Origin of the sequence: Nocardia sp., from assembly GCF_025465275.1 — a bacterium.
In the GTDB taxonomy this organism is placed as follows: Bacteria; Actinomycetota; Actinomycetes; order Mycobacteriales; family Mycobacteriaceae; genus Nocardia.
This window is the reverse complement of sequence record NZ_JAODNK010000083.1, coordinates 1-22,805: the sequence shown is the minus strand read 5'-3', so window position 1 is coordinate 22,805 and position 22,805 is coordinate 1. Positions and strand designations below refer to the sequence as shown.

Below are 22,805 nucleotides of genomic sequence, written 5' to 3'. Positions count from 1 at the left end.
GCCATCATGGTGCACCGCGCCCAGCGGCCGGGAATCGGTGTGGGCGGCCATATTTCGACCTATGCGTCGTCGGCGGCGCTCTATGAGGTCGGCTTCAACCACTTCTTCCGCGGTAAAGCGCATTCCGGCGGCGGGGACCATGTGTTCATCCAGGGCCACGCGTCCCCGGGGATTTACGCGCGCGCCTTCCTAGAAGGCCGATTGACCGCCGACCAGCTCGACGGCTTCCGGCAGGAACACAGCCACCCCGGCGGCGGATTGCCGTCCTATCCGCACCCGCGACTGATGCCCGACTTCTGGGAGTTCCCCACCGTGTCGATGGGCCTGGGCCCACTGAACGCCATCTATCAGGCGAGGTTCAACCACTACCTGCAGGACCGGGGCATCAAGGACACCTCCGAGCAGCACGTGTGGTGCTTCCTGGGTGACGGCGAGACGGACGAGCCCGAAAGCCGCGGACTCGCGCACGTCGGGGCGCTGGAAGGCCTGGACAACCTGACCTTCGTGATCAACTGCAACCTGCAGCGCCTCGACGGCCCGGTGCGCGGCAACGGCAAAATCATCCAGGAACTGGAGTCCTTCTTCCGCGGGGCGGGCTGGAACGTCATCAAGGTGGTCTGGGGCCGCGAGTGGGACTCGCTACTGCAGGCCGATCGCGACGGCGCACTGGTCAACCTGATGAACTCCACGCCCGACGGTGACTACCAGACCTACAAGGCCAATGACGGCGCGTACGTGCGCGAGCACTTCTTCGGCCGGGATCCGCGCACCAAGGAACTGGTGAAGGGCCTGTCTGACAACGACATCTGGAACCTCAAGCGCGGCGGCCACGACTACCGCAAGATCTACGCGGCCTACGCGGCGGCCATGGCGCACAAGGGCCAGCCGACGGTCATCATCGCCAAGACCATCAAGGGCTACGGCCTGGGCAAGCACTTCGAAGCCCGCAATGCCACGCACCAGATGAAGAAGATGACCCTGGACGACCTCAAGGCCTTCCGCGATGTGCAGCGCATTCCGATCAGCGATGCCGATCTCGAGAAGAACCCCTACCTGCCCCCGTACTACCACCCCGGTATGGAAGCGCCGGAGATCCAGTACATGATGGGCCGGCGCGCGAATCTGGGCGGTTTCGTCCCCGAACGACGTACTGCAGCAAAGCCTCTGCAACTTCCGGGTGACGAGGCCTACCGCAGCGTCCGCAAGGGCTCGGGCAAGCAGAGCATCGCGACCACGATGGCCTTCGTGCGGCTCATGAAGGACCTGTTGCGCGACAAGGAAATCGGCAAGCGCATCGTGCCGATCATTCCGGACGAGGCCCGTACCTTCGGTATGGACTCGTGGTTCCCTTCGTTGAAGATCTACAACCGTAACGGTCAGTTGTACACATCGGTCGACGCCGAGTTGATGCTTGCCTACAAAGAGTCGGCCACCGGGCAGATCCTGCACGAGGGCATCAACGAGGCCGGTTCCACCGCATCCTTCACCGCGGTGGGCACCTCGTACTCGACGCACGGCGAGCCGATGATCCCGCTCTACATCTTCTATTCGATGTTCGGATTCCAGCGCACCGGTGATGGTCTCTGGGCCGCGGCGGATCAGATGGCACGCGGATTCGTACTCGGAGCTACCGCCGGGCGAACCACACTGACCGGTGAGGGCCTGCAGCACAACGACGGTCACTCGCTGCTGCTGGCGTCCACCAATCCGGCGTGTGTTCCCTACGATCCGGCGTTCGCCTTCGAAATCGCGCACATCGTGCGGGACGGACTGCGCCGCATGTACGGCGGCGGCGTCGGAACCACCGGTTATCAGGAGGCCCTGCCGGGCACCGATCCCGAGGCGCATTCGGTGCACCACGAGTTCGGCGGCGAGGACATCTTCTACTACATCACCCTCTACAACGAGCCGCAGCAACAGCCGACCGAGCCGGAGAACCTCGATGTGGAGGGCCTGCTCAAGGGCATCTACCTCTACAAGCGCGGTGGCGAGGGCGAGGTGCGCGCGCAGATCCTGGTGGCGGGCGTGACCATGCCCGACGGCCTGCTCGCGCAGCAGATGCTGGCCGACGAGTGGGGTGTGCAGGCGGACGTGTGGTCGGTGACCTCGTGGGGTGAGCTCCGAAAGGACGCGCTCGCCAAGGAGATTGCCAAGCTGCACCACCCGGATGCCGATCCGGGCCTGCCGTACGTCACCCGGGCGCTGTCACAGGCTCCCGGCGCGACCGGATCCGGGACCGGCCCGTTCGTGGCCGCTTCCGACTGGATGCGTGCGGTGCCGGATCAGATCCGCCAGTGGGTTCCGGGCAAGTTCATCTCGCTCGGCACCGACGGTTTCGGTTTCTCCGACACGCGTCCGGCGGCGCGCCGCGTTTTCAATGTCGATGCGGCGTCCATCGTGGTCGCGGCACTCTCCGGTCTGGCCGAAGCCGGAACGATCGACCAGGCCAAGCTGGTCGAGGCAGCTGCCCGCTACCGCATCGACGACGTGAACGCCGCGCCGAAGGCGGCACCCGGTACCGAAGGTGGCGACGCATAACGCACCATAAGCACTGTGGAACGTAAACCGCCGAGGCCGCGCCGGATCAACGAAGGCTCCTCAGAACACGAGGTCTACCTTCCCACCGGCGCGCTCTCTCCGAATCGGCAGACACGCGACCCACTACCGGACACCCTGCTCAAGCGGGTGAAGCAGTTCTCGGGTCGCCTGTCCACCGAAGCAGTCTCCTCGATGCAGGAGCGGTTGCCGTTCTTCGCCAATCTGGATGCCGCCCAGCGGGCCGGTGTCCAGATGCTGGTGCAGACGGCGGTGGTGAACTTCCTGGAGTGGCTGCAGGATCCGGAGAGCGACATCAGGTTCAGTCTCGATGCGTTCCAAGTGATCCCGGACGATCTGGCGCGGCGTTTGACGCTGCGCCAGACCGTCGACATGGTCCGGGTGGCCATGGAGTTCTTCGAACAGTGGCTGCCGGCGCTGGCGCGCAACGACCGGCAGCTGGTGGCGCTCACCGAGGCGGTGCTGCGGTACGGGCGTGAGCTCGGTTTCGCGGCCGCCTCGGTGTACGCCAGCGCCGCCGAATCGCGCGGCGCCTGGGATACCCGGCTCGAGGCCCTGGTCGTCGACGCGGTGGTGCGCGGCGATACGGGTCCCGAAATGCTTTCGCGCGCGGCGACTCTCAATTGGGATGCCAGCGCGCCCGCGACGGTGCTGATCGGCACTCCCCCGAAAGATCAAGTGGCAGTGGTGGGTTCGGTGCACTCGGTGGCAGCGAGACACGGCCGCAACGCACTTGCCGTGGTGCAGGGCTCCCGCCTGGTGATGGTGGTGAGCGGCCATCTCGGCGACACCCTGTATCCCTCACCGTTCCTGGCCGATCTGCTCAGCGAGGCCTTCTCCGACGGTCCCGTGGTGATCGGCCCGACCACTCGCACCCTCGGTGTCGCACACATCAGTTCGGTGGAGGCGATGGCCGGCATGGAGGCGGTGGTGGGCTGGCGCAGCGCGCCACGCCCGGTGCACGCGACGGAATTGCTGCCCGAACGAGCACTGCTCGGAGACCGTGCCGCGGTAACCGCCCTCAACGAGTTGCTTGTGCTACCGTTGGCCGCTGCTGCGGGCGAGCTGTCCAATACTTTGGAGGCTTACCTGGACTGCGGCGGAGCCGTCGAGACCTGTGCGCGGCAACTGTACGTTCATCCAAACACCGTGCGGTATCGGTTGAAGCGCATCGCCGATATCACGGGCCGGGATCCGATGAATCCGCGCGATGCCTACGTGTTACGAATCGCCTCCACTATAGGAAGGCTGACTCGAACACGTAACGAATCACCTACTTCAGCCCCAGATGTGGCACCCGTCACAGATCCTAAGGACGGGCTGTAACGCAAGTCGCGAACCGGACGATCGGCTCGGGCCACTTGCCCTTTTGTGGACACCCCACAAAAGACCAATCAAAGCTTCATTCGCGCCGACATCTCTTGAGAGCGCCCTCACAGTGTTGTCTTAGAGGCGTGATCGCGTTGCTTGCCCCGGGACAGGGGTCTCAGACACCCGGCATGCTCACCCCTTGGCTCGAACTGCCCGGCGCGGCTGATCGAATCGCGCTGTGGTCGAAGGCCTCGGGACTGGACCTGCTGAGGTTGGGTACTACCGCTACGGCCGAGGAGATCACCGACACGTCGGTGACCCAGCCTCTGGTCGTGGCGGCCGCGCTGCTGGCGTTCGCGGAAATCCCTCAGGATTCACTCCCCGCGGATACCATCGTCGCCGGACACTCGGTCGGTGAACTTGCCGCCGCTGCCATCGCCGGAGTTCTCTCCGCTGATGACGCGGTGGCCTTGGCCGCACTCCGTGGAGCGGAGATGGCCAAGGCCTGTGCGCTCGAGCCGACCGGTATGTCCGCGGTGCTCGGTGGTGACGAAGCCGCCGTGCTCGCCCGGCTCGAGGAACTCGGCCTGATCCCGGCCAACCGCAACGCGGTCGGCCAGATCGTGGCGGCGGGTAGGCTGAACGCGCTCGCGGAACTCGCGAGCAACCCACCCGAAAAGGCTCGGGTCCGAGCCCTTCCGGTCGCCGGCGCCTTCCACACCGCGTTCATGGCACCTGCCCAGGACGCAGTGGCGGAAGCGATCGCCAAGATCGCTCCCGGCGAGCCGATCCGGGTCCTGCTGTCGAACTTCGACGGTAAGCCGGTCGTCTCCGGCCAGGATGCGGTCGACAAGCTTGCTGCCCAGGTCACCCGCCCCGTGCGCTGGGACCTGTGCACCGAATCCATTCGTACGGCAGGCGTTTCCGCAGTGGCAGAGTTGCCGCCTGCGGGAACCTTGGTCGGCATCGCCAAGCGGGAGCTCAAGGGCACCCCGAATCTGGCGTTGAAGACCCCTGCGGACATCCCCGCGCTGGCCGAACTCACCACCACGGGCTAGCTTGACTCGCGGTCTTGCTTCGTCAACGGCGACGGGCGCGGTGACTTTTCAGTGACCAGACCGCAAGCACGAAAAATCCCAACCATCGACATGAATTAAGAAGGGAGCCACCACAGTGGCCGCTCTGACCCAGGAACAGATCGTCGAAGAGCTCGGCAAGATCATCGAAGAGGTGACCGGTATCGAGCCCTCCGAGGTGACCATCGAGAAGTCCTTCGTCGACGACCTGGACATCGACTCGCTGTCGATGGTCGAGATCGCCGTTCAGACCGAGGACAAGTACGGCGTCAAGATCCCGGACGAGGATCTGGCCAGCCTGAAGACCGTCGGCGACGCGGTGTCGTACATCCAGAAGCTCGAGGCCGAGAACGCTGAGGCCGCCGAAGCCATGAAGTCCAAGTTCGGAAACGAGTAGGACCGACCTGTGACCACTCCTTCCACCTTGAATGGGAACTTCCCCAACGTCGTCGTCACCAGCATGGCGGCGACCACGTCGATCGCCGGTGACGTCGATGCGACGTGGAAGGGCCTCCTCAACGGCGAGAGCGGCATCGACGTTCTCGAGGACGACTTCATCACGGAGTACGACCTTCCGGTCCGCATCGGCGGTCACCTGAAGGTTCAGCCGGACACGCTGCTGACCCGGGTCGAATGCCGGCGGCTGGCCTATGTCGAGCAGCTGGCCATGGTCCTCGGTCGCGAGGTGTGGAAGAACGCCGGCTCTCCCGAGGTCGACCCGCTGCGGCTGGGCGTAGCCATCGGCACCGGCCTCGGTGGCGGTGACGCGCTGATCGACTCGGTCGACAAGCTGAAGAACGGTGGCTATCGCAAGATTTCGCCGCTGGCTGTTCAGATGGTCATGCCGAACGGTCCGTCAGCTGTCGTCGGTCTCGAACTCAAGGCCCGGGCAGGAGTGATCACTCCGGTCTCGGCGTGTTCGTCGGGTTCCGAGGCAATCGCCAATGCGTGGCGCATGATCGTCATGGGTGACGCGGATATCGTTGTCACCGGTGGCGTCGAGGGCTACATCGATGCGGTGCCGATCGCGGCATTCTCGATGATGCGCGCGATGAGCACCCGCAACGACGATCCGAAGGGCGCTTCGCGTCCCTTCGACAAGGATCGCGACGGCTTCGTCTTCGGCGAAGCGGGCGCGCTCATGGTCATCGAGACCGAGGAGCACGCCAAGGCTCGTGGCGCCACGATCCACGCCCGATTGCTGGGCGCGGGTATCACTTCCGATGGTTTCCACCTGGTCGCTCCCGATCCCACGGGTGACGGTGCGGCGCGTGCGATGACACGGGCGATTCAGACTGCCGGTCTGACCAAGCAGGACATCACCCACATCAACGCCCATGCGACCGCCACCCCTATCGGTGACGCCGCGGAAGCGAACGCGATCGCCAAGGCCGTGGGCAACCACGCCTCGATCTACGCACCGAAGTCCGCCCTGGGCCACTCGATCGGCGCCGTCGGCGCGCTCGAGTCGGTACTCACGGTTCTCGCGATTCGGGACGGCATCGTCCCCCCGACGCTGAACCTGGAGAACCAGGATCCGGAGATCGACCTGGATGTCGTGCACGGCGAAGCCCGTCGTCAGGACATCCAGTACGCGATCAACAACTCGTTCGGTTTCGGTGGGCACAATGTCGCGCTCGCCTTCGGCCGGTACTGACGCACTGCTGAACCCGTAACAGGTTCAACATCAGCGCCGGTTTGTAAGACAGGTGGTCCCGGCGGGGACTCGGATCGAGATCCCGCACCCCTCTGGGTTCTCTCAAAGAATCCCCGCCGGGACTTCGACATTGGCAGCCGCTCTCTCAGCGACCGCACTTCCTTAATCTAAGGAGAGTTTGCGATGACCATCATGGCTCCCGCGCACGCGGACACCGTGACCGATCCCCGTGACCCGCTGGGTCGGTTGCAGCGTTTCTTCGATCCCGGAACCGTTCTACCGCTGCACCCCCGCGACAAGTCCGGCGTGCTCGCCGCGATCGGCGAGGTCGACGGCGTTCGTACCGTCGCCTACTGCTCCGACGCGACCGTCATGGGCGGCGCGATGGGTGTCGACGGCTGCAAGCACATTGTCGATGCGATCGATACCGCGATCGACTCCAAGACTCCTGTTGTCGGCATCTGGCATTCGGGCGGCGCCCGGCTCGCCGAAGGTGTCGAAGCGCTGCACGCTGTCGGCCTGGTCTTCGAGGCCATGGTCCGCGCGTCCGGCCTGGTCCCGCAGATCTCCGTGGTGCTCGGCTTCGCCGCCGGTGGCGCCGCCTACGGTCCTGCCCTGACCGATATCGTGATCATGGCCCCCGAGGGCCGTATCTTCGTCACCGGCCCCGACGTGGTGCGCAGCGTCACCGGTGAGAACGTGGATATGGCGACCCTGGGCGGGCCGGTCACCCACGGCAAGAAGTCCGGCGTCTGCCACATCGTCGCCAATGACGAGGCCGACGCTCTGCACCGCGGCCGGCGCCTGGTCTCCATGTTCGCCGAGCAGGGCGAGTTCGATCTCGTTGCTGCCGCGCATGGTGATGTGGATCTGAAGGCCATGCTGCCTGCTTCGGCCAAGCGCGCCTACGACGTGAAGCCGATCGTCAACGAGCTGCTCGACAATGTCGACGGCGAAAGCACTTTCGAGGAGCTGCAGGGCGGTTACGCCCGCAGCATCGTCACCGGTCTGGGTCGCCTCGGCGGCCGCACCGTCGGCGTGCTGGCCAACAACCCGATTCGCATGGGTGGCTGCCTGAACTCCGAAAGTGCCGAGAAGGCAGCGCGTTTCGTGCGCCTGTGCAACTCCTTCGGTATCCCGCTGGTAGTCATCACCGATGTGCCCGGCTACCTGCCCGGCGTCAGCATGGAGTGGGAGGGTGTGGTGCGCCGCGGCGCGAAGCTGCTGCACGCCTTCGCCGAAGCCCGCGTCCCGCGTGTCACGCTGGTGACCCGCAAGATCTACGGCGGCGCCTACATCGCCATGAACGCCCGCTCGCTGGGCGCCACGGCCGTGTACGCCTGGCCCGAGTCCGAGGTCGCCGTCATGGGCGCGAAGGCCGCGGTCGGCATCCTCCACAAGCGGGCCATTGCGGCTGTCCCGGAGGAGGATCGCGAGGCCCTCATCGAGCGTCTCACCGTCGAGCACGAGCAGATCGCGGGCGGTGTCGAGCGCGCTGTCGCCATCGGAGTCGTGGACGAGATCATCGATCCCGCCAAGACTCGCTCCATCATCGCCGCCGCGCTGGCCGCGGCACCGTCGCGGCCGAGTCACCTGAAGAACATTCCGCTGTAAATCCTTACGCGGCAACAACTGTGGGCGGTCTCCTCGGAGGCCGCCCACAGTTGTCGGTCCGTGCGGCTAGCTTTGCTTCGTATGCAGGACAGCGCAGACCTCGCCGTGCGGAAGAAGCCGGTGGTGGTGACGGGATTCCATGAGCCGCAGCCCCTCTCGCTCGCATGGGAGGAGGGCGAACAGTCCGTGTGGGCGGCGATCGATCTCGACAATCGAAACTGGCGGATGCCGGGCGATTGGCAGAAATCCATCGACAGCGAGCTGAAGTACCCGACGCCGAGCGGTATGCGGCTGTCCTACATCCTGGCGCTGGCGCCCAATGACATCGCGCTGCCCTATCTTCGCCGGCCACCTGCGGTCAGTCATGTGGTCCCGATCCAGCCGCTGTGCCGGTTGCTGGCCCGTTTCGGCACGGAGGCAATCGATTTCGTCCTCGCCATCGCGCAGACGAGACGGTCGTTCGTCCCCGCCGTCATGATGCCGATCACCGGATCGGACATGACCCGGTGGATGGCCAACTGGCTGAACGGCAAGACCTATCACGACTCGGCCCAGGCCTGGTTCGATCGCCATATCGACTGGGCCACAGCGGATCTGATCGCCGCCGCACTCGCCACACCCGGAAAGGACCGGAGGTCCGCCGAAACAGCCTTGCGCACACTGGCACTCATCGACGGCTACCGCGACCTGATCCTCACGGTGGCAGCGAATTACGGCCCGGAAGTGGCCACGCCGATCACCGCGCTCCTAGACGGAGATCAGGCCGGGACGAGGCGGATCTTTTCGGCGGATTCGTTCTGACTGGAGCATTCCGGGTAGGTCTTGGAGTCTTCGCCCTGGCGCTCACCGCAGACCCACCGCAAATTATCGACGGTGAGAGCGGTGTCGCCGGTGTGCTGGTCGTGGACGAGAGCCTGGGAGTAGGCGTTGGCGACGGCTTTCGCGGTGGGACAGAAGTCGGCGCCCTTGGCCGTGTAGGCGACAACGGTCAGGCCGTAGTCTCCGACGCCGCAGCGGACCTCGGGCAGCGTGGTGGCCGATGCCTGCGGCGCCCCGGAGGATGCCGAGGAGGTGGCGGCGACGGTGCTCTGGGCCTTGTCTGCGGTGTCGTCGCAGGCGGTGAGGCCGAGCGTCACGACACCGGACAGGACGAGGATCGGTAGGGTCGCGAAAAGGCGCACGGTGGATCTCCTTTCGGGTCGGCTGGGCTGTCGAATGGGCGTTGTCGTCTGGGCTCTGCCGTCAAGCGGTCAGCCGACGTCGCGGCGCAGCCAGGTGACCTCCGCACCGCCTTCGTCGCCGAGACGGAGGGGTTCCAGAGCATCGTCCCAAGCGGTGCCGAGGGCGCGGTCGATTTCGGCGGCAATGTCATTGGCACTGCCTTGGCCGCGGTCGCGGGCCTCGGCGACGATGGCGCGCAGCCGCATCTCCCCGACCATGACATCACCGCTGGCGCTGGTCGCACCGTGCCACAGACCCAGGCCGGGCACGAAGCTGTAGCGCTCGCCGTCGACGCCTTCACTGGCGTCCTCGGTGATTTCGAAGGCGAGTACCGGCCAGTCTCGCAATGCGCCAGCTAACCGCCCGGCGGTACCGACCGGGCCGTACCAATCAGTGGTGGCACGCAAATTCCCGGGGGCCGCCGGCTGCGCGGTCCAGCGCAGTTTGGCCGGGGCCTTGAGGGTCGAGGTGAGCGTCCATTCGATATGTGGGCACAGCGCGGCAGGCGACGAATGAATGTAGACAACACCACACGTCGCGTCGGCGAACTGACTAGATCCGCGCACTACTAACACCTCCGGCTCGGACGGGTGCGTCTTCCCCAACGACCCTTCGAGCCAGCGTTGCCCGAGTGTACTGGAGTGCCCGGTGTTGCGTGTGTTACTTATTGCCCGTGTCGGATTTCAAGCAAACTCCGCGATCACAGCGTCACTGAAGGTCGGCCACGCCATGCGCGCCCAGTCTCCGAAATTTTCGTCCGCCAGCGCGAGACACGCTATGCCGACTTCCGGATCGACCCACAGAAAAGTGCCGGATTGCCCGAAGTGCCCGTACGTCCTGGGGGAATTCGCGCCGCCGGTCCAGTGCGGGACTTTATGATCGCGAATTTCGAAGCCCAGACCCCAATCGTTGGGCCGCTGCGACCCGTAACCGGGAAGTACACCATTGCGTCCTGGGAACTGCACTGTGCTTGCCTCGCCGAGCAATTCCGCACTCAGGATAGTGGGGTTCAGCAATTCTTCGGCGAACCGTAGGAGATCTGCGACCGAGGAGCTCGCCGCATGCCCCGCCGGACCGGCCAGCGCCGAGGACGCCATGCCGAGCGGCTCGAAAACCCCCTCGTGCAGGTACCGGTCGAACGGGATTCCGGTCTGCAGGGCGACGAAGTCCGCCAGCGCCTCGAACCCCGCGCTGGAGTAGATGCGCCGCACGCCCGGCTCGGCCAGCACCTCGCTGGTATCGAAGGCCAGCCCCGAGGTGTGGGCGAGCAGATGCCGCACGGTGGCGCCCGGCGGACCGGCGGGCTGATCAAGTTCGATCGCGCCCTCCTCCACGGCCACCAGGACGGCGTATGCGACAAGCGGTTTGGTCACCGAGGCGAGCCGGAACACCCGATCGAGGTCGCCCGCGGTATCCACCACGCCCTTGCCGCGGACCACGACACCCGCCGCGGCATTCCGTACCGGCCACTCTCGAATCTGCTCCAGCGCTCGCACACCACCGAGCCTACGAGTCGGCATGCACCGCATCCGGCCCGGGCCGATTCAGCACCGACCGGCGGCGCCCGTAGGTGAAGTAGACGACCAGCCCGACAGCGGACCACAGCGTGAACGCCAGCCAGGTCACGCCCGGCAGATGGGCGAGCAGCCACACGCACATACCCACCCCGAGCAGCGGCACCACCGGCACCAGGGTCCGGAAGGTGCGCGGCAGATCGGGTTTGGTGCGGCGCAGCACCAGTACGCCGATATTGACCAGGCCGAAGGAGACCAGCGTGCCGATATTGGTGGCGTTCACCAGTTCGCCGAGTGGAATCAGCGCCGACAGCACCGCGACCAGGCCGCCGACCAGCAAAGTATTGATCGTCGGCACCCGCCGGGCCCCGACCCGCGAGAGCACCTTGGGCACCAGCCCGTCGCGGGACATGGCGACGAGAATTCGGGTCTGCCCGTACAGCACGGTAAGCACCACGGACGCAATGGCAATGACCGCACCCGCGGCCAGAATGGTTGCGGGCCAGCCTCTTCCGGTCACCTTTTCGAGCACGGTGGCAAGTGAGGCGCCCGAACTGCTCACATCGTCCACGCCGACGGCGGCGACCGCGGTCAATGCGACCAGCACGTACATGAGGGTGACGATGCCGAGCGAAATAATGATGGCGCGCGGCAGATCCCGCTGCGGATTCTTGGCCTCTTCACCAGCGGTGGAGGCGGCATCGAAACCGATGAACGAGAAGAACACCATGGACGAGGCCGCGCTGATGCCCGCCACTCCGGCCGGTGCGAACGGATGCAGATTGTCCGAATTGAAGGCAGTCACCGCCACGACCACGAAGAAGATCAACACCGCAATCTTGATCATGGTGGTGACAGTGGTGACCCGCGCACTCTCCCGAATCCCGTCCAGCAGCACCACAGTCGCAAAGAGCACGACCACCGCCGCAGGCACATTGACGACCCCGCCCTCACTGGGCGCGGAGGACAGCGCATCCGGAATCCGCCACCCGACGGTCGATCCCAGGAACTCGTTCAAATACGCACCCCACCCGACCGCAACCGCCGCCACCGAAACCCCGTACTCCAGCAGCAAGCACCACCCACACACCCAGGCAACGATCTCCCCGAGCGTGGCATAGGTATACGAATAGGCCGACCCCGACACCGGCACCGCCCCCGCCAATTCCGCATACGACAGCGCCGAGAACAAGGCAGCCAATGCCGCAACCGCGAACGAAATAACGACAGCGGGCCCCGCCAGCGGTGCAGCCTCACCCAGCACCACAAAAATGCCGGTACCCAACGTCGCGCCCACCGACAGCGAGATCAGCGAAATGAGCCCCATACTGCGCCGCAGTGCGGTGTGCTCCCCCTCCGAAGCAAGCTGTTCCACAGGCTTGGTCCGCAGCAAAGATGTGGCGATTCGAGATAGTCCGGGCACGTGTTTGCACGCTACCCGGTCAATGCCCCCAAAATCGAAAACAGCACCGCACAGAAATCCCCAACACCCACTACCCGTTACCTCCCCGCATCCCCCAACTCTTCCGCTCTTCGTTTTTCACGTTTTGTTCTCGAGAACGGGCACCACAGCCGGAAGACTGGTTGTGGTCCGGTTTTCGAGAACAAAACATGAAAGACCGAGAGCTTGAAGAGCCAGGACCCGAAACATCAAGTTGGGCAGCGGCCTGTCGCACCGACAGGCGGCACCGCCGATCTCGTGGTCAGCGGCGGGTTCCCGTTCGTGAGCCCGATGCGCCCGGCGGCGTGCGCCCGGCCACGGATCTCGCCCGGCTAGCATCGGACGCACCATGAGTGAGCAGGTCACGGTCCACGGTGAGGTGGACAGCGGGTTCGGTCCGGTAGCGGATGCTTTTCGGCGCAATTTCGAGCAGCACGGGGAGATCGGCGCGGCGGTGGCCGTCTATGCCGGGGATCGGCCGGTGGTGGATCTGTGGGCCGGGTATCGGGATCGCAAGCGCAGGCTCGTGTGGGAGCGCGACACCATGGCGCCGGTGTGGTCGTCCACCAAGGGGATGGCGGCTTTCGTAGTGGCTTCGGCGGTTTCGCGGGGGCTGCTGGATTACGAGGCGGCGGTGGCGAAGTACTGGCCGGAGTTCGCGGCACACGGCAAGGAATCGATCACCGTCCGGCAGCTGCTGGATCATCAGGCCGGGCTGGCGGCGCTCGATCGGCCGGTGCGGCTGCCGGAGATGGCCGATCTGGACGGCCTGGCGACGCTGCTGGCGGAGCAGAAACCGCTGTGGCGGCCGGGAACTCGGCAGGGCTATCACCCGATCACAGCGGGGCTCTATCAGGGTGAGCTGATTCGCCGGGTCGATCCGGCGCACCGCACGCTGGGCCGTGTTTTCGCGGAGGACTTCGCCGGGCCGCTGGGTCTGGATTTCTATATCGGCCTGCCGGAAGAGATCTCGCTGGATCGTGTCGCCGTTCTTTCGGCGACCGAGGGCTTGGACGTCCTCAAGTACGAGCGAGATCTGCCGCTGCGCATCGGCGCTCAGCTGTACGCCAAGCGCGGGCTGTCCTTCCGCGCCCTGAACAGCCCGCAGGTCGGTGCCCCCGCCCGGGCCACCCGTCGTGAATTCCTCGAGGTCGAATCTCCGGCCGCGGGTGGCGTCGGCACCGCCCGCTCGCTGGCCCGGGTCTACGGCGCGGCGGCGGCCGATACCGGCGAACTGCCCATCGACTCGGATCTGTTGCAGCGCTTGGCCGCCGCCGATACGGCACAGGATGTCCCCGCCGACGATCTGGTGCTGCTCACCCGGAGCCGCTATCACCTGGGCTTCCGGAAGTCCTGCGGCAGTTTCCGTTTCGGCGCCGACGCCCGCGCGTACGGCACCACCGGTTATGGCGGTTCCTTCGGATTCGCCGATCCGGCAACGGGTCTCGGCTTCGGTTACACCATGAATCGGCTCGGCATGGCCGTCCTCGACGATGCCCGGGCCCGCAATCTCCGTCAAGCTCTGCGCCGCTGTCTCTGACCGCTCCCGGCCGGGAGCGCGACCACCCGATGTGAGGAGCGATTTCGATGCCATGGGAGATGCCCGACGAAGGTAGGCCGCACCGGCGCACCTGGATGGCATTCGGTGCGAGCGAACAGGTGTGGACCGCCGATCTGCTACCGCTGGCCCAGCAGACCCTGGCGAGTATCGCGCGCATCATCTCCCGCTTCGAGCCGGTGGCCATGCTGGTGCGCCCGGCGGAGCTGGAGCTGGCTCGAAACCTGGTGGGCCCCACTGTCGAACTGTTCGAGGCCCCGCTCGACGATCTGTGGCTGCGCGATTCCGGCCCGACCTTCGTCACGGACCCGGATGCACCCGGCGCCAAGGCCGGCGTCGACTTCAATTTCAACGGCTGGGGTGGCAAGCAGGAGCACAGCGAGGATTCGCTGGCGGCCAGCCTCGTCACCGCGCACGCCGGTGCGGAGGCCCTGCATACCGAACTGGTGCTGGAGGGCGGCGGCATCGAGGTCGACGGTGCGGGCATGGCGATCATTACCGAAAGCTGTGTGCTGAACGACAATCGGAATCCGGACTGGACCAAGCCGGAGGTGGAGCGGGAGCTGCAGCGGCTGCTGGGCATCGAACGGATTCTGTGGCTGCCGGGTATCGCCGGGCGCGATATCACCGACGGGCACACCGATTTCTACGCGCGCTTCGCCGGGCCCGGTGTGGTGGTGGCCGGGCTGGAGAACAATCCGGACGCGTACGACTACGAGGTCACCCGCGAACACCTCGATATTCTGCGTGAGTCCAAGGATCTGTACGGCCGGCCGCTGCACGTCGAGGTCATCGCGGGCCCGAATACGGTGCGATCGGAGTGGGCGGACGACGACTTCGCGGCGGGCTACATCAACTTCTACCTCTGCAATGGCGGGGTCATCGCACCGCAGTTCGGTGACGCTCCGTCCGATGCCGCCGCCAAGGCGACCCTCGAACGCCTGTACCCGGACCGCGAGGTGGTGCAGATCGAGATCGATGCCATCGCGGCCGGCGGTGGCGGAATCCACTGCACGACCCAGCAGGAACCGGCCGTGCGTTAACTGGTTGTGGCGCTTTGCTTCTCGATGTCGTGGACGTGGTGCACAACATCGTGCGTGAAGTAGCGCGCCAGTGATTCCACCGTGAACAGCGAGCCGTTGCTGCGCTTGGCGGGGCGGCCGCGCTCGCCGGCAGCAACGGATTCGAATGCGCGAGCGGTGGTTTCGCCGGCGGCGCGCAGTTCGGCGGCGACCTGCGCCGGGTGCTGCGCGCCGTAGTTCTCCACGAGTGCGGTGACGTCCTGATCCCAGTTGGCGAACATGGGAATGCCGGAATCGTCGACGACGACCGACGTGTCGTACCCGCCGATCACCGGGCCGGGGCGTGCCGAACCGGTGCGGGTGATATCGAGGCGGTGCTCGAAGATGCGGCACACATCGCGCACGTGTGCGGCGTATTCGAGTGGCGACCAGGTCGAATCATCCGGCCGCACCGCGGCATTCGGATGATTGAGGGCATCGGCCACTGCGGCGGCGCTCTCGCGCACCTGCCCCGGGATCGACTCGAACGCAACGGCGTCCGGGTCGAATCCGCATTCGGCGCAGGTGCGTTCGAGCACCCAGGTCCAGTCCTTGGCATCGGGAACGATCGACATGCCCATCAACCTAGTGTGGCAATAACTTACCGTCCACCAACATTCAGCCACGCGTCGCCAAGATAGCGACAAGTGCACCAGGCTGCACGCCGCAGCGCCCACCAGGCACGGGCGCCCCACCCGCAACGCGAGGGGGGCCTCGCCGCGCGACTCACTCCATCAATTGGTGCGCCATTTCGAACAGCTCGAGGGTGATGGCATGCAGGAAATCGCCGACCTGCTTGGGCGCCTTGCCCGCACAGGCGCGCGCATGGGTGCCCTCCAGCACGATGCCGAGCTTGAAACAGGCCAGCACCGTGTACCAGGTGACATTGCTCAGATCGCGGTCGGAGAACTTGCCGTAGTGCGCGATCATCTCCTCCGGCGTGGGCAGCCCGCCGACCGCGCCGAGGGTGCCGATGAGCGCGGACCCGGTGGTGCCGGGTCGCGGCCGGGTGGCGATCTGCCAGCCGAGGTCCAGCAGCGGATCGCCGATGGTGGACATCTCCCAGTCGACGAGCGCCGCGACCTGCGGGCCGTCGTAGGAGAACATGATGTTGGCCAGATGGCAGTCGCCGTGCAGGATGCCGGCTTTCCATTCGGCGGGCCGATTGCGGTCCAGCCAGGCGCCGACGCGGTCGACGCCCGGGATCTCGGGCCCGGGGTAGCCCTCGTTGACGCTGTAGGACTCGAGCTCCTTGGTCCAGCGCGGCACCTGTCGTTCCAGGAAGCCTTCGGGCTTGCCGTAATCGGCCAGGCCGAGCGCCTCGTGATCGAGCGAGCCGAGCCGGGCGATGGCCTCCACCGCGGACAGGCCCATCTGCCGCCGGATCTCCGGATCGCCCGCGTGCAGGTCCGGGAGTTCGTTCTGCGGGTTGAAGCCGATGATCGGCTCCATGAGATAGAACGACGCGCCGATGAGGGATTCGTCGCCGCCGGCGGCGATGACCTTGGGCGCCCGCACACCGGTGCCGTCGAGGGCGCCGAGAATGCGGGATTCGCGGCGAATGACATTGTTGCTGGCGGCGCGCAGATGCTTGGGTCCGCGCCGCAGGACGTAGTCGCGCCCGCCCCGGCTGAACTGCAGCATGATGTTCTGGGTGCCGCCGCCGAGCGGTTTCACCTCCTCGAATTCACCGCTGGGCAAGCCCTGCTCATCCATCCACTTCCCGACGACTGCGAAATCGACGAGGTCGCGATCCACATCGACCGGCTGCACTTCAGACATGCCCCACATTGTGCCGCAACCGTCCAGTCCAACTGAAGGCATATGCCAGCACAAGTGGCGCGCGCCTCGTTCGCGCAGGTCAGGCATGGCTATTCGGGAGCAGAGTGAGCAACCGCCCGCGCGCGGTGATGCGTAATGCGCGTGCAGTGGTGGCGTAATGTGCCAGCCAAATGCGCACGCTGCTGATCGACAACTACGACTCGTTCACCTACAACCTGTATCAGCTGATCAGTGAGGTGAACGGGGTGGAACCCGTCGTCGTGCGCAATGACGAGGCGGCCGAACTGTCGGCGCTGGATCTCGAGTCCTTCGACAATGTTGTCATCTCCCCCGGGCCCGGGCGGCCCGATATCCCCCGCGATTTCGGCATCTCCGCCGCGGTGATCGCGCACTCGACTCTGCCGGTGCTCGGCGTCTGCCTCGGACATCAGGGCATTGTGATCGCCGCCGGTGGCCTGGTCACGCCCGCGCCGCAGGCCCGGCACGGGTTCCCGGATCGCATTACGCACGATGGCCGCGACCTGTTCGCCGATGTGCCGCAAGACTTCACGGCCGTCCGCTATCACTCGCTCTGCGCCGCGCGGCCGCTGCCGGAGGACCTCGAGGTCACGGCGACCACCTCCGATGGCGTCATCATGGGTGTGCGGCACCGGACCCGGCCGCAGTGGGGTGTGCAGTTCCATCCCGAATCGATTGCCAGTTCGCACGGGGCGGCGCTGCTGCGAAACTTCAAGGCGCTCACCGCCGCTCACGGTGTGCCGCGACGGCTGCGCGGGGAGACGGTGGTGTTGCGACCGGCGGTGGCCGGGGATGCGCCCGCGCTGGCCGCGATCCGGGCCACGCCCGAGGTGCGCCGGTGGTGGAGCACCGAGGCCGATGCGCTCACGCAGGTGACTGCGGAACTGGCCGATCCGGATACCCGGCAGTGGGCGATCGAGTCCGCGAATCATGTTGTGGGACTTATCCAATGGTATGCCGAGGAGGATCCGGAATACCGTCACGCCGGGATCGACCTGTACCTCGATCCGGCGGTGCACGGTCGCGGTCTCGGCACCGATGCGGTGCGCACGCTGACCCGGCATCTGTTCACCGAGCACGGCCATCATCGATTGGTGATCGATCCGGCGGCCGACAATGCCGCCGCGATTCGCTGCTACCGCAAGGCCGGATTCCGTCCTGTCGGCGTGATGCGGCAGTACCAGCGCGGGAACGACGGCGTATGGCAGGACGGTCTGCTGCTGGAACTGCTCGCCGAGGACACGGCCGGTCCCGAACCGCGTGAAACCCTCGCTCCCCCGGTCGATTACACGGTCGAGCAGACGGTGGTGGAGCGGGCCGTGGATGCCGAGGCGGTATTCCTGCGGCTGCACCGCGATTCGCCGACGGCGTTCTGGCTCGATAGTGAGCATGTGGAACCCGGACTCGACCGGTTCTCGTTCCTCGGCGACGCGTCGGGGCCGCTGGCCGAAACCGTGCGATACCGGGTCGGATCCGGGCAGGTGGAGATCGAGTCCGCGACCGGGCGCCGGATCGTTCCAGGCGGGGTGCTGGACTACCTATCCGGTGAGCTACGGCGACGGCGGATCGAATTCCCGGATGTGCCTTTCGATTTCGTGGGCGGCTATGTCGGGTATCTCGGCTACGAGATGAAGGCCGAATGCGGGGCGAGCGCCGCACATCGCGCGCCCACCCCGGATGCGCAGTGGCTCTTCGCCGATCGGCTGATCGTGGTCGATCACGAGGCGGGACGCACCCACCTGCTGACCCTGGCCGAGCCGGATTCCCTTGCCGCCGCACAGGATTGGCTGGCTGCTACGCGCGCCATCGTGGAAACCCTTCCTACCTGGGAGAATCCGCCGGATCTTGAATTGCGTGCCGAGGAGCGGACGGTGGCTCCGCTGCTGACCCGGGGCCGGGACCGCTATCTCGCCGATGTGCGCGCCTGCCAGGACCAGTTGCACGCGGGCGAATCCTACGAAATCTGCATTACCGACAGCGCCTATCTGCCTGCCGACAGCGACGGCCTGAGCGTCTACCGCACCCTGCGCCGCTGTAATCCCGCGCCGTACGCGGCTTTCCTGCGCTTCGCCGATCTGGAGGTGGCGTCCGCCTCGCCGGAGCGCTTCCTCAAACTGGATCGCGCGCGCACGCTGGAGAGCAAGCCCATCAAAGGCACTGCCCCGCGCGGCGATACCGCCGCCGAGGACGAGCAGCTCGCCGCCGAGCTCGCCCGCAATCCCAAGACCCGCGCCGAAAATCTGATGATCGTCGACCTGCTCCGCAATGATCTCGGCCGCGTCTGCGAGGTCGGCTCGGTGCATGTGCCCAAGCTGATGACGGTCGAGACGTATACGACACTGCACCAACTGGTTTCGACGGTACGCGGCACCCTGCGCCCCGGCCTGGACATCATCGACTGCCTCCGCGCCTGCTTCCCCGGCGGCTCCATGACCGGCGCACCCAAACTCCGCACCATGGAGATCATCGACGACCTGGAGACCGAGGCCCGCGGCATCTACTCCGGCACCATCGGCTTCCTCGGCCTCGGCGGCACCGCCGACCTGAACATCGTCATCCGCACCGCAATCCGCCACGACGGCCGGTGGCGCGTAGGCGCAGGCGGCGCCATAGTCCTGGACTCGGACCCCGAGGACGAATACCAGGAAATGCTCTGGAAAGCCGCCACCGCCCTCCGCGCCCTCCGCGCCCTCCCTGGCCTGGGCGTCACACCCCCGACGCCCCTCCCCTCAGCCTGACGTCCAGGGCCTCCCACCCACTTTCATGATCACCAGGAACTGACGCAGGCCCCCACTCGGCGAATGCCGCCACCATTTCCTGGTGAACATCCGCCCAGGTCGACCCGGCGCGATTCGGCATCGACTGGCGGTCAGCACCATCGTCGACCCGAGCTATTCGATCCTCGAGGAGCCCCGTGACCAAGAACCTTCGCGGCACGCTCCAGGACTTCCGTTACGAGTACTTCCGGTGCCCGGTAGCGAGTTCGAATGGATCCGCCGCACTCACACGATTCCGCGGTTCCTCAGGGGTGCGGCTTGCCATGGCGAGGGTGCGGTTCACTATTTGCTGCGGCGGGGTTTGGGTTGGGGTGGTTCGGGTTCGGGGGTTTCGCGGGTGCCGGTCAGGCGGGTGAGGAGGGAGATGCCGGGGAGTTTGTCGAGGCGGGAGAGTGCTTCTTCGCCGAGGGCGGTGAGGGATTCCAGGCGGGTGAGCAGGCGGTCGTAGGCGACGAAGGCGGGTTCGGCGAGGGCCAGGGTGCGGTCGAGGCGGTCGATGGTGGAGTTGAGGCGTTCGACTGCGGTGGTGAGGTTTTCGATGAGGTCGGGTAGTTGGGCGGCCAGCTGGATGGAGGCCGGTGGGAGGCGGACGGCGGTGTCGAAGGCCTGGGTCGCGGTCAATTGGGCGGAGTCGAGGGCTTGGCCGGCCGCAGCCTGGGCGGCGTCCACGGCGGCCTGGGCGGCGGCGAGTACGTCACCGACGGTCGGGACGCGCGGGGGCTGGGGTTTGCCGCGCGGTGGTTGGCGGCCCTTGGGTGTGGTCATAATTCCACTGTGCCGCAGGTTCGGGACTACGGCCGCAGGTTCGGTACCACGTAGATCACGTGTCGGACCGGGTGGTTTTCCGGGCGGCGGAGGGTGTCGTAGCCGCGTGGCATAGTTCGATCACAATGAAACTCACCGAGGGTGGCCATGCACCGGTCCCGACATCGCTTCTGACGGTTGTCCTTTCGTGGCAGTCCGATCACGAGGTCGATGCGCACGCCTTGCTGCTGTCGAACGCCGGGCGGGTCAGATCGGATCGGGATTTCGTCTTCTTCAACAATCCCCGGCACGTCTCCCAGGCCGTGACGGTGGATCCCGAGCCCGCGCCCGGCACCGCGCGCCTCTCGGTGTCGCTGCCGCGCACCGAATCCGAGGTCGAGCGCATTGTGGTCACCGGTTCGGTGGCGAGCTCCTTCGCGGAGGTGCCGGGGCTGATCCTCACGGTGTTCGACCACAATCGGCCGGTAGCCTGGTTCGAGGTCGCCGCCGAACCGGTGCCGGCCATGATGTTCGGGGAGTTCTATCGCAGCGACGGCCAATGGCGGTTCCGTGCCGCAGGGCAGGGCTGGACGACAGGATTGAGCGGCGTCGTCACCGAATTCGGGGTGCGGGTCGACGATCCCGGAAACGTCGATCCGCCGCCGCAGGCAATCGGCCCGGATCGGCAACCGCCCGGCGCGAACGGACAACCGCCCGGTGCCAACGGACAAGTGCCCGGTGCCAACGGACAGCTGCTCGGCGCGAACGGGCAGACGCCCCGTGCCAACGGACAGTCGCTCGGCGCGAACGAGCAGACGCCACGTGCCAACGGACAGTCGCTCGGCGCGAACGAGCAGACGCCCCGTGCCAACGGACAGTCGCTCGGCGCGAACGAGCAGACGCCACGTGCCAACGGACAGTCGCTCGGCGCGAACGAGCAGACGCCACGTGCCAACGGACAGTCGCTCGGCGCGAACGAGCAGGCACGCGGCGCAGCCGGGCGGGCACTCGGAGACGCGCAGTCGCGGCCGGTGCGGCGTGGGTTCTCGATCGAGCGCGAAGTCCCCCCGGTGCCGCCACAGTTGCCGCCGGATCCCGAACGTGCGGACTGGCATCCGGATCCCGAGGACGGCGGGGTGCTGCGCTGGTGGGACGGTGCGGAGTGGACCGCGGCCACCCGTGAGCGGGTGACCGCCGATGCCCGGCATTGCCCGCGTTGCGGACGGCCGCGTCGCTGGCGCGTATTCGGCGGCCCCGCACTCTGCCGTGAGTGCACGGATCAGGTCGATCACTATCTGTCGTCCTGGCGCGGCCGCGCCGAGCGGGTCCTGCGCACCACCGGACCGCAGGGCGACGACTGGGATGCATTGTGGGCGGGGCTGCGCTATCAGCGCATCGACGCGATCCCCGCCCGATCGGCGCTCCGGCCGGTCGCGCACGATCATGTGGAGCGCCTGGTGGCCTTCGCTTTTGCGGACGGCAGCATCGACCAGCAGGAAATGGACGCCTTCGACGCTGCCGTCACGGTGCTGACCCTGGACGGTCCGCTCATCGAGGATCTGCGCCGCCGTATGCAGCGCGGCCGCATGCTCACGCGTCTGCGCGCGGGCGAGCTGCCGGTGCTCGGCGCGGCGGGCCTGCATCTGGACCCCGCCGAACAGCTGCACCTGAATGTCGCCGCCATCCATATCCGCCAGCTCTCGCGCGGCCCGAAGCTCACCGAGGGCCGCTTGATCTGCAGCAATAAGAAGCTCCGCTTCACCGGCCCGGACACGGGCACCGAAATGCCTTGGACGCGTGTGGTTTCGGTGGTCGCCGAGAGCGGCAGGGTGGAGGTGGCCGCCACGTCGGCGCGCGGTGGCGCGATCTTCGAAGTCGCCGACCCGGATCACGTGGCCGCCACCATGGAGGGCGCGCTAAGGGTAGCCAAACGCCTCGCCCTCACTCCCGGCCGCCGGGACACCCGCACCATCGGCCAGGATATCAAAGCGCAGGTCTGGCAGCGTGACGGCGGCAAATGCGTGGAATGCGGCGACAGCCACTACCTGGAATTCGACCACATAATCCCCCTCAGCCGAGGCGGTGCAACCAGCGCCCCGAACCTCCAAATCCTCTGTCGCGCATGCAACCGCGCCAAGGGCGCCCGCATCTGACGCCAAACTCGTGGCCGAAATCCACCGAAACCCGCTGCTGCGCGGCCTGTGTGGATCCCGGCCACAAGCATGCCGGGATGACGGGGACGTCCCGACCGCGAGAATGGCGAGGCGCCGGTACGCCGGAAGCCGCGAGGGCGGTATGCCGGGGACCACGAGAGCAACCGCCGCCCGGAACGGGGAGGTACGCCCGGGGGACGGTCGGGGGGCGGTACGTCCGGGGGGCGGTACGTCCGGGGGGCGGTACGTCCGGGGGGCGGTACGTCCGGGGGGCGGTACGTCCGGGGGGCGGTACGTCCGGGGGGCGGTACGTCCGGGGGCG

General features: G+C 66.6%; 17 protein-coding genes and 3 pseudogenes. 13 read left to right on the top strand and 7 right to left on the bottom strand.

Annotated elements, in window-relative coordinates; genetic code table 11:
* The 7 genes from aceE to JWN03_RS19850 all read left to right on the top strand — a co-directional run.
* Positions 1-2,538: pyruvate dehydrogenase (acetyl-transferring), homodimeric type (gene aceE / locus JWN03_RS19880; protein ID WP_297616968.1), on the top strand; the 2,538-nt coding region annotated here is incomplete at its 5' end.
* Between the two features lie 45 nt (positions 2,539-2,583).
* On the top strand, positions 2,584-3,882 hold the full coding sequence (locus JWN03_RS19875) for a PucR family transcriptional regulator (RefSeq protein ID WP_297616980.1): 1,299 nt from the start codon (positions 2,584-2,586) through the stop codon (positions 3,880-3,882).
* A 128-nt stretch (positions 3,883-4,010) separates the two neighbouring features.
* Entirely contained in the window at positions 4,011-4,925 is a 915-nt protein-coding gene (locus JWN03_RS19870) for an ACP S-malonyltransferase (protein WP_297616966.1), read from the top strand.
* Between the two features lie 115 nt (positions 4,926-5,040).
* Positions 5,041-5,340, top strand: a complete 300-nt coding sequence (gene acpM, locus JWN03_RS19865) for a meromycolate extension acyl carrier protein AcpM (protein ID WP_297616963.1) — start codon at positions 5,041-5,043, stop codon at positions 5,338-5,340.
* 9 nt (positions 5,341-5,349) lie between these two features.
* On the top strand, positions 5,350-6,600 hold the full coding sequence (locus tag JWN03_RS19860) for a KasA/KasB family beta-ketoacyl-ACP synthase (RefSeq protein ID WP_297616960.1): 1,251 nt from the start codon (positions 5,350-5,352) through the stop codon (positions 6,598-6,600).
* Between the two features lie 183 nt (positions 6,601-6,783).
* Complete coding sequence (locus JWN03_RS19855) at positions 6,784-8,214, top strand: acyl-CoA carboxylase subunit beta (protein ID WP_297616957.1); 1,431 nt, start codon at positions 6,784-6,786, stop codon at positions 8,212-8,214.
* A gap of 81 nt (positions 8,215-8,295) precedes the next feature.
* Complete coding sequence (locus JWN03_RS19850; RefSeq protein ID WP_297616953.1) at positions 8,296-9,015, top strand: hypothetical protein; 720 nt, start codon at positions 8,296-8,298, stop codon at positions 9,013-9,015.
* Here JWN03_RS19850 and JWN03_RS19845 read toward each other — a convergent pair.
* The 4 genes from JWN03_RS19845 to JWN03_RS19830 form a co-directional block, all read right to left on the bottom strand.
* Positions 8,973-9,395 (bottom strand): hypothetical protein, encoded by a 423-nt coding sequence (locus tag JWN03_RS19845; RefSeq protein ID WP_297616951.1) that lies wholly within the window; start codon positions 9,393-9,395, stop codon positions 8,973-8,975. The two genes, JWN03_RS19850 and JWN03_RS19845, sit on opposite strands and share 43 nt — an antisense overlap.
* A gap of 69 nt (positions 9,396-9,464) precedes the next feature.
* Entirely contained in the window at positions 9,465-10,001 is a 537-nt protein-coding gene (locus tag JWN03_RS19840) for a DUF3145 domain-containing protein (RefSeq protein ID WP_297616948.1), read from the bottom strand.
* 117 nt (positions 10,002-10,118) lie between these two features.
* Positions 10,119-10,931 (bottom strand): serine hydrolase domain-containing protein, encoded by an 813-nt coding sequence (locus JWN03_RS19835; protein WP_297616975.1) that lies wholly within the window; start codon positions 10,929-10,931, stop codon positions 10,119-10,121.
* A gap of 10 nt (positions 10,932-10,941) precedes the next feature.
* Positions 10,942-12,324: an amino acid permease gene (locus tag JWN03_RS19830; RefSeq protein WP_441343027.1), complete on the bottom strand. Its 1,383-nt coding sequence runs from the start codon at positions 12,322-12,324 to the stop codon at positions 10,942-10,944.
* Positions 12,325-12,739: 415 nt separating this feature from the next.
* On the opposite strand from JWN03_RS19830, the gene JWN03_RS19825 reads away from it, so the two are divergent.
* Positions 12,740-13,930 carry a serine hydrolase domain-containing protein gene (locus JWN03_RS19825; RefSeq protein ID WP_297616945.1) on the top strand — a complete coding sequence of 397 codons (1,191 nt, stop codon included), beginning with the start codon at positions 12,740-12,742 and terminating at the stop codon, positions 13,928-13,930.
* Between the two features lie 44 nt (positions 13,931-13,974).
* Positions 13,975-14,991, top strand: a pseudogene (locus tag JWN03_RS19820) (agmatine deiminase family protein); the annotation flags it as partial.
* Here the strand turns inward: JWN03_RS19820 and JWN03_RS19815 are convergent.
* Positions 14,988-15,584 carry a DinB family protein gene (locus JWN03_RS19815; protein ID WP_297616942.1) on the bottom strand — a complete coding sequence of 199 codons (597 nt, stop codon included), beginning with the start codon at positions 15,582-15,584 and terminating at the stop codon, positions 14,988-14,990. The pseudogene JWN03_RS19820 and the gene JWN03_RS19815 overlap by 4 nt on opposite strands.
* Before the next feature lie 151 nt (positions 15,585-15,735).
* Positions 15,736-16,800, bottom strand: coding sequence for a phosphotransferase family protein (locus JWN03_RS19810; RefSeq protein ID WP_297616939.1), 1,065 nt, complete (start codon positions 16,798-16,800; stop codon positions 15,736-15,738).
* 161 nt (positions 16,801-16,961) lie between these two features.
* On the opposite strand from JWN03_RS19810, the pseudogene JWN03_RS45835 reads away from it, so the two are divergent.
* From JWN03_RS45835 to pabB, 3 genes and pseudogenes are all read left to right on the top strand, one after another.
* Positions 16,962-17,462 (top strand): annotated as a pseudogene (locus JWN03_RS45835) (anthranilate synthase component II); the annotation flags it as partial.
* A gap of 96 nt (positions 17,463-17,558) precedes the next feature.
* A pseudogene (locus JWN03_RS45830) lies at positions 17,559-18,050 on the top strand (GNAT family N-acetyltransferase); the annotation flags it as partial.
* Positions 18,051-18,113: 63 nt separating this feature from the next.
* A complete protein-coding gene (pabB, locus tag JWN03_RS45825; protein WP_441343028.1) occupies positions 18,114-19,547 on the top strand; it encodes an aminodeoxychorismate synthase component I in 1,434 nt (477 codons plus the stop codon).
* A 321-nt stretch (positions 19,548-19,868) separates the two neighbouring features.
* On the opposite strand, the gene JWN03_RS19800 is transcribed toward pabB, so the two are convergent.
* Entirely contained in the window at positions 19,869-20,351 is a 483-nt protein-coding gene (locus JWN03_RS19800; RefSeq protein WP_297616934.1) for a hypothetical protein, read from the bottom strand.
* Positions 20,352-20,476: 125 nt separating this feature from the next.
* On the opposite strand from JWN03_RS19800, the gene JWN03_RS19795 reads away from it, so the two are divergent.
* A complete protein-coding gene (locus JWN03_RS19795; protein ID WP_297616932.1) occupies positions 20,477-22,483 on the top strand; it encodes a TerD family protein in 2,007 nt (668 codons plus the stop codon).
* Positions 22,484-22,805: the final 322 nt, after the last annotated feature.

Coding starts and splice junctions, on each gene's coding strand:
- JWN03_RS19855 (WP_297616957.1), top strand. CDS start 6,784: ATGACCATCATGGCTCCCGCGCACGCGGACACCGTGACCGATCCCCGT.
- JWN03_RS19825 (WP_297616945.1), top strand. CDS start 12,740: ATGAGTGAGCAGGTCACGGTCCACGGTGAGGTGGACAGCGGGTTCGGT.
- JWN03_RS19800 (WP_297616934.1), bottom strand. CDS start 20,351: ATGACCACACCCAAGGGCCGCCAACCACCGCGCGGCAAACCCCAGCCC.
- JWN03_RS19850 (WP_297616953.1), top strand. CDS start 8,296: ATGCAGGACAGCGCAGACCTCGCCGTGCGGAAGAAGCCGGTGGTGGTG.
- JWN03_RS19815 (WP_297616942.1), bottom strand. CDS start 15,584: ATGTCGATCGTTCCCGATGCCAAGGACTGGACCTGGGTGCTCGAACGC.
- JWN03_RS19795 (WP_297616932.1), top strand. CDS start 20,477: ATGAAACTCACCGAGGGTGGCCATGCACCGGTCCCGACATCGCTTCTG.
- JWN03_RS19810 (WP_297616939.1), bottom strand. CDS start 16,800: ATGTGGGGCATGTCTGAAGTGCAGCCGGTCGATGTGGATCGCGACCTC.